Below are 12,227 nucleotides of genomic sequence, written 5' to 3' on the forward strand. Positions count from 1 at the left end.
TTATGACAACGGACGATCTTGCGTTTGACCAACGCCATATCTGGCACCCTTACACCTCCATGACCTCCCCGCTGCCGGTTTATCCGGTGACGCGTGCCGAAGGTTGTGAACTGATATTAGCCAGCGGTGAGAAGCTGATTGACGGCATGTCATCCTGGTGGGCGGCAATCCACGGTTACAATCACCCGCAGCTGAATGCCGCGATGAAAACGCAGATTGATGCCATGTCGCACGTGATGTTTGGCGGCATTACCCATGCCCCGGCTATTGCGCTGTGTCGCCAGTTGGTGGCGATGACGCCCGAGGCGCTGGAGTGCGTTTTTCTCGCGGATTCTGGTTCGGTCGCCGTGGAAGTCGCGATGAAAATGGCGCTGCAATACTGGCAGGCCAAAGGTGAATCCCGTCAGCGTTTCCTGACATTTCGTAACGGTTATCACGGCGATACTTTCGGCGCGATGTCGGTCTGCGATCCTGACAACTCGATGCACAGTCTGTGGAAGGGTTATCTGCCTGATAACCTGTTTGCACCCGCTCCGCAAAGTCGGATGGGCGGCGAATGGGACGAACTGGATATGGTGCCTTTTGCCCGTCTGATGGCCGCACATCGCCACGAAATTGCGGCAGTGATCCTTGAACCGATTGTGCAGGGCGCTGGCGGCATGCGCATGTACCATCCTGAGTGGTTAAAGCGCATCCGTAAGATGTGTGACCGGGAAGGCATTTTGCTGATTGCCGATGAAATCGCCACCGGATTTGGTCGCACGGGCAAGCTGTTTGCCTGTGAGCACGCTGATATCACTCCGGACATTTTGTGCCTTGGCAAAGCGTTAACCGGCGGAACGATGACCCTTTCCGCCACCCTGACCACGCGCCTGGTTGCGGAAACCATCAGCAACGGTGAAGCCGGATGTTTTATGCACGGCCCGACTTTCATGGGTAATCCACTGGCCTGCGCCGTCGCCTCTGCCAGCCTGTCGCTGCTCGAAACCGGCGAATGGCGCTCGCAGGTCGCGGCCATTGAAGCGCAGTTGCGTGAAGAACTCGCCCCGGCGGCAGATTCCCGTTGGGTCGCCGACGTGCGCGTGCTTGGTGCCATCGGCGTGATAGAAACCACGCATCCGGTGAATATGGCCGCGTTACAGAAGTTCTTTGTCGAACAGGGCGTGTGGGTAAGACCGTTTGGTAAGCTCATTTATCTGATGCCGCCGTACATCATCAAGCCCGAACAACTGCGCAGCCTGACGCAGGCCGTCAACGAGGCTGTACGCAATGCAACATTTTTAGCGATTAATCAGCGGTAAGCTCTACGGTTTCTGGCTACACTTTTTGGCTAACGAGAGGAGTCAGCATGAAACTAATCAGTAACGATCTGCGCGATGGCGAAAAGCTTCCTCATCGCCACGTCTTTAACGGCATGGGATATGACGGGGATAATATTTCCCCGCACCTGGCATGGGATGACGTGCCCGCCGGGACTAAAAGCTTTGTCGTGACCTGTTACGATCCTGATGCGCCAACCGGCTCCGGCTGGTGGCACTGGGTGGTGGTTAACCTGCCTGCAGATACCCGAGTTTTACCACAAGGTTACGGCTCGGGGCTGGTTGCGTTGCCGGAAGGCGTGCTGCAAACACGCACGGATTTTGGTAAAGCCGGTTATGGTGGCGCTGCGCCGCCGAAGGGGGAAAACCACCGCTATATCTTTACGGTTCACGCACTGGATGTGGAGCGTATTGATGTCGATGAGGACGCCAGCGGCGCGATGGTTGGATTTAACGTCCATTTCCACTCGCTCGCCAGCGCTTCTGTTACCGCAATATTTAGCTAAGTTCTGTTATGCCGGATGTCGACTTAGCCTCATCCGGCCTACAAAGCCGACCGTAAGTCTGATAAGACGCGTCAGCGTCGCCATCAGGCAATTCTCTAGAGAAATTCAGGCAGCAATTTCAGCAATGTTCCTTGCGCTAACAGTTCGGTCGCGCACTCGATATCCGGGGCGAAAAAGCGATCCTGCGTGTAATGAGCAACCTGCTCGCGTAAAGCCTGGCGCGCCTGCTCCAGCAGCGGGCTTGAGGTTAACCCTTCGCGCAGGTCAATCCCCTGACACGCCGCCAGCCACTCTACGGCAATCACGCCGCGCGTATTTGCTGCCATCTCCCACAGTCTGCGCCCCGCCGCCGGAGCCATAGATACGTGATCTTCCTGGTTGGCGGACGTCGGTAAACTGTCTACGCTATGCGGATGCGCCAGCGCTTTGTTCTCACTCGCCAGCGCGGCAGCCGTGACTTGAGCAATCATAAAGCCGGAGTTCACCCCACCGTTTTTCACCAAAAACGGCGGCAGTTGCGACATGTGTTTATCCATCATTAACGCAATGCGTCGCTCCGATAACGAGCCGATTTCCGCAATCGCCAGCGCCAGATTATCTGCTGCCATCGCCACCGGTTCAGCATGGAAGTTGCCGCCAGAAATGACATCCCCCTCTTCGGCAAATACCAGCGGGTTGTCGGAAACCGCATTGGCCTCCACCAGCAGAACATCCATCACCTGGCGCATTTGCGTCAGACATGCCCCCATCACCTGTGGCTGACAGCGCAGAGAATACGGATCCTGCACTTTCTCACAGTTATGATGCGACTGCGAAAGCGCGCTGGTGTCGGTCAATACGTGGCGATACAGCGTTGCGGCATCAATCTGCCCACGCTGCCCTCGCGCGGCGTGAATACGGGCATCAAACGGACGACGGGAACCCAGCACGGCTTCGGTGGTCAGCGCCCCGCACACCGTTGCAGACGCAAACAGTTCCTGAGCTTCAATTAGCCCACGCAGCGCAAAGGCCGTCGAAGCCTGGGTGCCGTTGAGCAACGCCAGCCCTTCTTTTGCCTCCAGCGTTATCGGCTCCAGCCCGGCCTTTTTCAGCGCTTCGGTCGCCGGGAGCCATTCACCCTGCCAGCGCGCCTTCCCTTCTCCCAACAGCGTCAAAGACATATGCGCCAGTGGCGCCAGGTCACCCGATGCCCCCACGGAGCCTTTCGCCGGGATCAGCGGATACACCTCGGCATTCACCAGCGCAATCAGCGCTTCAATCACGCTCAGGCGAATACCGGAAAAACCGCGCGCCAGGCTGTTGATTTTCAGCACCATAATCAGACGCACCATCGCGTCGTCCAGCGCCTCGCCGACACCTGCCGCATGGGAAAGCACCAGCGAACGCTGCAAATTCTGCAAATCTTCCGTGGCGATACGGGTCTGGGCCAGCAGGCCAAAGCCGGTATTAATGCCATACGCCGTACGGCCTTCATCGACAATATTATTGACGCAGGCGACGCTGGCGTTAATAGCATCGATCGCCCCGGCATCCAGACTCAGTTTGACCGGCTGCTGCCAGATTTCACGTAGCTGGATAAAACTCAGATGGCCCGGCGTGAGTGTCATGGTGTTCATATCAGCGTTTCTCCTGCGTCGCGGCAACCATCGGCAAATTCAGCCCTTCTTCGACGGCGCATTCCACCGCAATGTCATATCCGGCGTCGGCGTGACGCATCACCCCGGTCGCCGGATCGTTATGTAAGACCCGGGCGATACGCGCCGCGGCTTCATCGGTGCCATCGCAAACAATCACCATCCCGGCATGCTGAGAGAAGCCCATACCGACCCCGCCACCGTGATGCAGCGACACCCAGGTCGCGCCGCTGGCGGTGTTAAGCAGCGCGTTCAGCAGCGGCCAGTCGGATACGGCGTCTGAACCGTCGCGCATAGCTTCAGTTTCGCGGTTCGGGCTGGCAACAGAACCTGAGTCCAGATGGTCACGGCCAATAACAATCGGCGCGGATACTTCACCGCTGCGCACCATTTCATTAAACGCCAGCCCTAGTTTCTGACGCCACTCCAGGCCGACCCAGCAGATACGCGCCGGTAAACCCTGGAAATTAATCCGCTCACGCGCCATATCCAGCCAGTGATGAAGGTGCTTATCATCTGCCACGATCTCTTTCACTTTGGCATCTGTTTTATAAATATCCTGCGGATCGCCGGACAGCGCCACCCAACGGAACGGGCCAATGCCGCGACAGAACAACGGTCGAATATAAGCAGGTACGAAGCCGGGGAAATCAAAGGCATTTTCCACGCCCATCTCTTTGGCCATCTGGCGAATGTTGTTGCCGTAATCAAACGTTGGCACGCCCATTTTGCTAAACGCCAGCATCGCCTCAACGTGCGTTGCCATTGAACGTTTCGCCGCCTGCACCGTGCCCTGCGGATCGGACACCGCTTTTGCCTGATACTCTTCCCAGCTCCAGCCAGACGGCAGATAACCATGCAGCGGATCGTGGGCGCTGGTCTGGTCGGTGACCATATCCGGGCGCACACCGCGCTTCACCAGTTCCGGCACAACGTCGGCGGCGTTCGCACACAGCGCAATGGAGACCGCTTTACCCTCGCGAGTGTATTTGTCGATACGCGCCAGCGCATCGTCAAGCGATGTCGCCTGCTCGTCCACGTAACGGGTACGCAGACGGAAATCGATTCGGCTTTGCTGGCATTCAATGTTCAGCGAACACGCCCCCGCAAGCGTAGCGGCTAACGGCTGCGCCCCGCCCATACCGCCCAGTCCGGCGGTCAATACCCAGCGCCCGCTCAGGTTACCCTGATAATGCTGACGCCCGGCCTCAACGAAGGTTTCATAAGTCCCCTGCACGATGCCCTGGCTGCCGATGTAGATCCAGCTCCCGGCGGTCATCTGGCCGTACATCGCCAACCCTTTGGCGTCCAGTTCGTTGAAATGTTCCCAGGTAGCCCAATGTGGCACCAGGTTGGAGTTGGCAATCAGCACGCGCGGTGCGTTGTCGTGAGTTTTGAATACGCCTACCGGTTTTCCGGACTGGACCAGCAGCGTCTCATCGGTCTCCAGTTTGGTCAGCGCGTTGACGATGGCGTCATAGCATTCCCAGTCCCGTGCGGCGCGGCCAATCCCGCCGTAAACCACCAGCTCATGCGGATTTTCCGCCACATCGGGATCCAGATTATTCATTAACATGCGCAGCGGCGCTTCAGTCAGCCAGCTTTTGGCCGTTAACGTGGTGCCGCGTGGGGCACGAATATCCTGCTGACGATATTTGCTATGGGACATGACAGAAAACTCCTCGCGAACGTCGGATAGATAAGTAACATATACTTGTCTATACAAGTCACCGCAAGGATGATTTTAACAATTAAGATACATTTTTATTATATTGCGTCAGCAATCACGGTTTTCATCTCCTGTATCAGGACATAAACCGCCCTTGCAGTCGATAGCGGGAACCAGGGAACAGCAAACGGGCATGAGAGACAATGGATGACGCGGACCAGGTCTTGCGGCGGATCAGCAGGCAGGGATCGTGTTCTTTGATGTTCAGCAGCGCGCACTCTTCGGCGCTGGCGCGTACCGCTTCAACGATATGCTCACCTTCGGTCAAGGGGGCTATCAGTGAAAGGTATGCGTGCGGCGTGGTCTGGCTGTAATCCTGCCCCAGATACTCGGGCACAATTTCGGCATTCACGCAGCGATCTTCAATCTGTACCGGCAGATCGTTCTCGTAGTGCACCATGACAGAGTGAAAAATAGAGGTGCCTTCTTTGACGTTTAATACCAAAGCCTGCTGCGCGTTTGCCCGGGTTCTTTCCAGCGTCAGCACTTCGCACCGGTGCTGATGCTGACGGGCGTTAATTTCATCCGCGATGCTACGAATTTCAAACAGCGCGGACTGACCTTTTGGCTCGGCGACAAACGTCCCCACGCCCTGCAAACGCACCAGTAAACCTTCATCCGTTAACTCACGCAGCGCCCGGTTGATGGTCATGCGGCTGAAACCATACTGCGCCACCAGCTCTGCCTCAGACGGAATGCGATCGTGAGGCTGCCAGATACCGCTGGCAATTTTTTCGCTGATCTCCTGTTTGACCTTTTCGTAAAAAGGAGCCGGAGCAGAACGGGATGGGAGCATGCGTGAGCCTTCCTTAAGCTGAAAATGTGAGTGGGTACAGTTTACAGGCATTACCCGAACCTGATAAGCGCAACGCCATCAGGTATGTCAGTGCCACCAGTGGGCGATTTGCCAGCCTAATCGCGCCGCAACCCGCGCCGCCCTGCCATCATCGTCAAAGCGTGGATTAAATTCAACCATATCCACCGCCTGTAGTTTACCGCTACGACACAGAGGCTCAATCAGTCTCAGCAGCGTCGCCAACGGTACGCCAAGCGCGGCGGGGGCCGACACACCGGGCATTTCCCACACCGGCAGCACGTCGAGGTCGATTGTCAGATAGATGACATCCAGATTGGCAATGAACTGCGCTAACTGCGCCTGCGCCGTATCACAATGCAGATCCTCCACTATGGTCACACCGAGCCGCTGGGCCTCATCCCAAAGCGCTTGGGTGTTTGCCGCCCGGCTGACGCCGATACAGGCATAGTGAAATTCACGCTGTTGTTCATCGCAAAGCTGCGCCAGCTGGCGAAACGGCGTACCGGATGTAGCCTGCCCGGCATGGCGCAAATCGAGATGCGCATCGAAGTTGACTATCCCCACTCTCGCCTGCGGGAACGCGTCCAGCACACCTGCGCCATGGGCATATGCGGTTTCGTGTCCGCCCCCCAGAACAAAGGTGCGCATATTTTCCTGCTGACAACGCTGTACTGCATTGCGTAGCGCCTGCTGCGCGCCTTCAAGATCGGGGGCCTGCGCCACAATATTGCCCAGATCCACCAGTCGATGATGCCCATCGTGGCTGGCTAAATTCGCCAGCGCCTTGCGCAGCACATCGGGCGCTCCGGCAGCTCCCGTGCGCCCCTGATTACGTTTAACACCTTCGTCGCAGGCAAACCCGAGCAACGCTATCTGCTCGCGATACATTTCTGGGCTAAACGTCGGGCTCTGGGTGATAGTCTGAAACAGGCGCAGCGCATTCGGCGATTCGGCCCGGTCATCACGTCCCTGCCATAGCGCAGGTGAAGCAGGTTGCCAGTGAGTCATGCTATTTGTCCTTTGAATACGCGTTGGTAGAGCGGGTTGCGTCCTGGTTCATACAGGATCTCAACAGGAAGTGTGGCATCCCACACCACAAAATCGGCCACAAACCCGGCCTTCAATTGACCGTGGGTGGCGTGACGCCCCAGCGCCCGGGCCGCATGACGGGTTACGCCCGCCCATGCTTCTTCCGGCGTTAAGCCAAACTGGACGCAGGCCATATTCATCGCCCAGTGCAGGCTGATAAACGGGCTGGTACCGGGGTTAAAATCTGTCGCTACCGCCATCGGTACCTGATATTGACGCAGCAACGCTACCGGTGGGCGCTGCTGCTCTTTGAGGAAATAGAATGCGCCGGGCAGCAGCACGCCGACCGTACCGCTTTGGCTCATTGCCGCCACGCCTGCTTCATCGAGGTATTCAATATGATCGGCGGATAGCCCGTGGTAGCGGCTTACCAACTGTGCGCCGCCAAGCAATGACAGTTGTTCGACATGGCCTTTAATCGGGATGCCCAGCGCCTGCGCAGCCTGAAACACCCGCTCACTCTGCGCCAACGAAAAACCAACGCTTTCACAGAACAGATCAACGGTCTCAAACAGCCCTTGTTCCCACAGCTGCGGCAAAATGGTCTCGCACACCAGCGTAATATAGCCGTCAGGATCATCCCTGAATTCCGTTGGCGTCGCATGCGCAGCCAACAGCGTCGGGCTGATTTCAACGATATTCTCTGCCGCCAGCGCTGCCACCACGCGCAATATTTTCTCTTCTGTCGGCAAATCCAGGCCGTAGCCGGATTTTATTTCCAACAGCGTAACACCTTCTTTGATCAGCTGTTCCATCCGCTGATGAGCTACGTGTAAGAGTTGTTCATCCGTGGCGCTGCGGGTCGCCGATACGGTGGCATTGATCCCCCCACCCTGAGCGCTTATCTGCTGGTAGGAGACACCATTTAACCGCTGCTCCCATTCACCTGCGCGGTTTCCGCCAAAGACGAGATGCGTATGGCAATCAATCAGGCCAGGCGTAATCAGCCGGCCCTGCATATCAAAAGTATTGTCATGTGTGAGATATAACGATGATTCCGGGACGATATCGCGAATCTTGCCCTGGCGGACGATCAGCGCGTGACCATCCACCAGCCCATATGGGGTACCACGTTCAGGATCCATAGTCGCCAGACGAACATTGCGCCAGATAACATCATCAGGGAAGAATTGCTGCATTCGACTCACCACTTGTCATAGGTTGTATAGACATTTATTTTTGATTATAGGGATGTTGTCAACCTGAAGAGCCATAATTGTTATCTATTTGTGATATAAAGACTCTCCGCGCCAGACATTGCTGCGATAAAAAACAACTTTTTACCTTTTCGCCTTCCCGTTTCGCTCAACTTAGTATAAAAAAGCAGGCTTTAATGGATAACTTTCAAAGCCCGGAGCAACCTGTGAATATATCATCAGTTTCCCGTCTGGCGCTGGCAATGGCTTTTGGCGTGACGCTGACCGCCTGTAGCTCTACGCCGCCCGATCAAATTCCTTCCGCTCAGACCGCGCCAGGTACCTCTTCGCGCCCGATCTTGTCGGCCAATGAAGCGAAAAACTTCGTTGCTGCGCACTATTTTTCCGCGCTGACGCCAAACACCGCGCCATGGAGCCCTTCTTCAATTTCTCTGCCTGCACAACCTGACTTCGTCGTTGGCCCGGCAGGCACTCAGGGCGTAACCCATACCAGCATTCAGGCTGCGGTGGATGCGGCAATCATCAAACGTACGAACAAACGTCAGTACATCGCGATTATGCCGGGCGAGTATCAGGGCACGGTATACATCCCGGCAGCAACGGGTAGCCTGACGCTGTACGGTATGGGCGAAAAACCGCTGGATGTAAAAATTGGCCAGGCCATTGACGGTGACATGAGCACCGCAGACTGGCGTCGTACGGTGAACCCAGGCGGTAAATATATGCCGGGTAAACCTGCGTGGTATATGTTTGATAATTGCCAGAACAAACGTGGCACAAATATTGGTGTGATGTGTTCTGCCGTCGTCTGGTCGCAAAACAACGGTCTGCAATTGCAGAACCTGACCATCGAAAACAACCTGGGTGATAGCGTTGATGCAGGCAACCACCCGGCCGTTGCACTGCGTACCGATGGTGATAAAGTGCAGATCAACAAGGTCAATATTCTGGGTCGTCAGAATACGTTCTTTGTAACCAACAGCGGCGTACAAAACCGTCTGGAAAACGATCGTCAGCCTCGCACGCTGGTAACCAACAGCTACATTGAAGGTGATGTGGATATCGTTTCTGGTCGTGGCGCAGTGGTGTTCGAGAACACCGATTTCCGTGTTGTGAATTCCCGTACGCAGCAGGAAGGTTACGTGTTCGCACCGGCTACTCTGTCAAACATCTACTACGGTTTCCTGGCGATTAATAGCCGCTTCACGGCAAGCGGCGATGGCGTGGCGCAGTTAGGCCGATCGCTGGATGTCGATTCCAACACTAACGGTCAGGTCGTTATCCGTGACAGCGTGATTAACGAAGGCTTTAACATGGCAAAACCATGGGCTGACAGCGTTATCGCAAAACGCCCGTTTGCCGGTAATACCGGTGCGGAAGATGACAAAGGTGAAATCCAGCGCAACCTGAACGACACCAACTTCAACCGCATGTGGGAATACAACAACCGCGGTATTGGTAGCAAAGTGGTTGCCGAGCCGAAGCAGTAATCCCAGAGTAAAAAAGGTCGCCATATTTACGCTGGCGACCTTTTTTATGGCGTTACACCAAACGCGATTTATTAAAGTTAATCAAACTCCCCGCTTTAATAATCTCACGCTCCTCGGCGGTCAGGCTTTCCATATACAAGCTGATTTCACTCATCGCGCCATCAGCATGAAGAACGTACGCTTTTATCTCGCGACTGCACTCATCCAGCGCACGGCGAATACCGGGAATATAGATATAGTCCCCGACTTCAAAAGAGGGTTTCTCAGCCATTTGTAGCGGTAACATACCCCAGTTGATCACATTGGAACGGTAACGCTTGGTGGCATATTCCTGGGCGATATTTGCCAGCCCACCGATCACTCGCTGACAGCTTGCCGCCTGCTCGCGCGCAGAACCATCACCAGGCTTGACGGCATAAATCATGCTGCCAATCTCAGTCTCCAGTGGTCGCGTGTTTTCCTGACCGGTAATCTGCTGGATGCGTGCGAAAACGGACGCCAGTTCGCTAACGTCACCCGCCTGACGTTGTTTTTCCCGTTCAGCGACCGCCTTGCTTCTGCCAACATAGCCGGGATCGCGTCGGGAAAGGGTAAATTCCGCCAGCCCCAAAGGATTGGAACGATACGAAGAGGTTTCTCCGGACGGGATAAGCTCATCCGTCGTTGTCACATCATCAAGTATTTTTGAGGCCACTTTCAGCAGAATATTTTCTGTTAACGCGCCCAGTTCCGGCCAGTCTTTAATATTCGGGCCGTAAATGAGCGGCTGTTGCGTGGCCCCTTTAACAAACCCCTGGTATACGCGGCTCTTATATGGCGCAGGATTAAACGCATAATCAGGTACAGCTTCCCAGCAGTCCAGATCCGTCGCGGCAGTGAGGAATCCTCCATTTGCTGCCGTAGCCGCAATTGATCGCGCATCCATCAGCGCAACGGCTGACATTTGACCATTGCCCGGTTTCGAGCCTTCACGGTTAGGGAAGTTGCGCGTGGTATGGCGGATGCTAAGAGCATTGTTGATTGGCGTATCGCCCGCACCAAAGCATGGACCACAGAATGCGGTTCTGATGACGGCCCCCGCTCCCAGTAAATCCGCAACGACACCTTTCTGCGCTAAATCCATAAACACCGGCTGTGACGAGGGGTAGACAGCCAGCGAGAAAGCATCATTACCGCAGGATTGACCACGTAATGCCTGCGCCGCAGCAATCACGTTTTCAAAGTTGCCGCCCGAGCATCCAGCAATGATCCCCTGCTGTACTTTTAAGCGTCCGTTCTCCACTTTATCCAACAACGAGAGGCTGGCTTTACCTTGCGCGATTCGCGAAGATTCAACTTCAATCTCCCGGAGAATATCCGTCAGATTTTCATTGAGTGTAGCAATCTCATAGACATTACTTGGATGGAATGGCAGCGCAATCATCGGCTTAACCGCACTCAAATCAACATGAATACACCCATCGTACCAGGCCATCGGCTGCGGGTTGAGCGGGCGATAATCCTGTTCGCGACCATGTAATGCCAGCCAACTGCGAGTTTCATCATCCGTTTGCCAGACAGAGCTCAGGCAGGTGGTTTCGGTGGTCATTACATCAACGCTGTTGCGAAAATCCGTTGAGAGATGGCGAATGCCAGGGCCGACAAACTCCATGACCTTATTTTTGACGTAGCCATTTTTAAACACTGCGCCAATGATAGCCAAAGCCACATCCTGCGGGCCGATGCCCGCAACAGGCTTGCCGGTCAGATAAACGGCAACAACGCCAGGATAATCAATATCCCAGGTATCGTTTAACAGCTGCTTGACCAGCTCACCGCCCCCTTCTCCTACCGCCATCGTGCCTAATGCGCCGTAACGCGTGTGGCTGTCTGAGCCGAGGATCATTTTGCCGCCCCCGGCCATCATTTCACGCATGTACTGATGGATGACAGCAATATGTGGCGGCACAAAGATTCCGCCGTAACGCTGTGCCGCAGACAGACCAAACATATGATCGTCACCGTTAATGGTTCCCCCTACCGCGCATAATGAGTTATGGCAGTTCGTCAGAACGTACGGTAAAGGAAAGCGCTCCATTCCTGATGCTTTAGCGGTCTGAATAATACCGACAAAGGTAATATCGTGTGATGCTAATGAATCAAACTTAATTTTTAGCTTATTCATGTCACCGGACGTATTATGCGCTGAGAGAATCGACCACGCGATAGTTCCTTTTTTCGCATCTTCTTTACAGATTGGTTCAGACACCTCATCCTCAGCGATAATTTCATTATTACCGGAGAGGTAAATCCCTTTCTCATATAATTTAATCATTAGATACTCCACATTGCTGTGCTCCAACCAGAGCACAGACAACCAATGAACGATGTAATTTATACCCTAAATAATTCGAGTTGCAGGAAGGCGGCAAGGGAGCGAATCCCCAAGAGCTTACTCCAGTAAGTGACTGGGGTGAGCGAGCGCAGCCAACGCACATGCAACTTGA

General features: G+C 55.0%; 9 protein-coding genes. 3 read left to right on the forward strand and 6 right to left on the reverse strand.

All coding sequences use genetic code 11. The features are described 5' to 3' along the window. Window positions 1–2 precede the first annotated feature (2 nt). Both bioA and OGX66_RS09510 read left to right on the forward strand, forming a co-directional pair. The gene (gene bioA, locus OGX66_RS09505; RefSeq protein WP_286511458.1) at window positions 3–1,301 is read left to right on the forward strand and encodes an adenosylmethionine--8-amino-7-oxononanoate transaminase; all 1,299 of its coding nucleotides are present in this window, start codon (window positions 3–5) and stop codon (window positions 1,299–1,301) included. A gap of 47 nt (window positions 1,302–1,348) precedes the next feature. Continuing rightward, a complete protein-coding gene (locus OGX66_RS09510) occupies window positions 1,349–1,825 on the forward strand; it encodes a kinase inhibitor (RefSeq protein WP_003845384.1) in 477 nt (158 codons plus the stop codon). A gap of 95 nt (window positions 1,826–1,920) precedes the next feature. Here OGX66_RS09510 and hutH read toward each other — a convergent pair whose 3' ends face one another. From hutH to hutI, 5 genes are all read right to left on the reverse strand, one after another. After that, window positions 1,921–3,441 carry a histidine ammonia-lyase gene (hutH, locus tag OGX66_RS09515; RefSeq protein WP_088902527.1) on the reverse strand — a complete coding sequence of 507 codons (1,521 nt, stop codon included), beginning with the start codon at window positions 3,439–3,441 and terminating at the stop codon, window positions 1,921–1,923. 1 nt (window position 3,442) lies between these two features. Beyond that, window positions 3,443–5,128: a urocanate hydratase gene (hutU, locus tag OGX66_RS09520; RefSeq protein WP_003837071.1), complete on the reverse strand. Its 1,686-nt coding sequence runs from the start codon at window positions 5,126–5,128 to the stop codon at window positions 3,443–3,445. A 136-nt stretch (window positions 5,129–5,264) separates the two neighbouring features. Then, window positions 5,265–5,984, reverse strand: a complete 720-nt coding sequence (locus OGX66_RS09525; protein WP_003837073.1) for a histidine utilization repressor — start codon at window positions 5,982–5,984, stop codon at window positions 5,265–5,267. A gap of 87 nt (window positions 5,985–6,071) precedes the next feature. Then, complete coding sequence (gene hutG / locus OGX66_RS09530) at window positions 6,072–7,013, reverse strand: formimidoylglutamase (RefSeq protein WP_094544819.1); 942 nt, start codon at window positions 7,011–7,013, stop codon at window positions 6,072–6,074. Continuing rightward, window positions 7,010–8,233: an imidazolonepropionase gene (gene hutI, locus OGX66_RS09535; RefSeq protein ID WP_003023053.1), complete on the reverse strand. Its 1,224-nt coding sequence runs from the start codon at window positions 8,231–8,233 to the stop codon at window positions 7,010–7,012. Before hutI ends, hutG begins: the two co-directional genes overlap by 4 nt. 224 nt (window positions 8,234–8,457) lie before the next feature. On the opposite strand from hutI, the gene OGX66_RS09540 reads away from it, so the two are divergent. Next, window positions 8,458–9,741, forward strand: coding sequence for a putative acyl-CoA thioester hydrolase (locus tag OGX66_RS09540; protein WP_088903367.1), 1,284 nt, complete (start codon window positions 8,458–8,460; stop codon window positions 9,739–9,741). A 52-nt stretch (window positions 9,742–9,793) separates the two neighbouring features. Here the strand turns inward: OGX66_RS09540 and OGX66_RS09545 are convergent, their stop codons facing one another. Next, the gene (locus tag OGX66_RS09545) at window positions 9,794–12,055 is read right to left on the reverse strand and encodes a hydratase (protein ID WP_088902586.1); all 2,262 of its coding nucleotides are present in this window, start codon (window positions 12,053–12,055) and stop codon (window positions 9,794–9,796) included. Window positions 12,056–12,227: the final 172 nt, after the last annotated feature.

This window comes from Citrobacter sp. Cf072 (genome assembly GCF_030334485.1).
In the GTDB taxonomy this organism is placed as follows: domain Bacteria; phylum Pseudomonadota; class Gammaproteobacteria; order Enterobacterales; family Enterobacteriaceae; genus Citrobacter; species Citrobacter freundii.

Coding starts and splice junctions, on each gene's coding strand:
- OGX66_RS09525 (WP_003837073.1), bottom strand. CDS start 5,984: ATGCTCCCATCCCGTTCTGCTCCGGCTCCTTTTTACGAAAAGGTCAAA.
- hutU (WP_003837071.1), bottom strand. CDS start 5,128: ATGTCCCATAGCAAATATCGTCAGCAGGATATTCGTGCCCCACGCGGC.
- bioA (WP_286511458.1), top strand. CDS start 3: ATGACAACGGACGATCTTGCGTTTGACCAACGCCATATCTGGCACCCT.
- hutI (WP_003023053.1), bottom strand. CDS start 8,233: ATGCAGCAATTCTTCCCTGATGATGTTATCTGGCGCAATGTTCGTCTG.
- hutH (WP_088902527.1), bottom strand. CDS start 3,441: ATGAACACCATGACACTCACGCCGGGCCATCTGAGTTTTATCCAGCTA.
- OGX66_RS09545 (WP_088902586.1), bottom strand. CDS start 12,055: ATGATTAAATTATATGAGAAAGGGATTTACCTCTCCGGTAATAATGAA.
- hutG (WP_094544819.1), bottom strand. CDS start 7,013: ATGACTCACTGGCAACCTGCTTCACCTGCGCTATGGCAGGGACGTGAT.
- OGX66_RS09510 (WP_003845384.1), top strand. CDS start 1,349: ATGAAACTAATCAGTAACGATCTGCGCGATGGCGAAAAGCTTCCTCAT.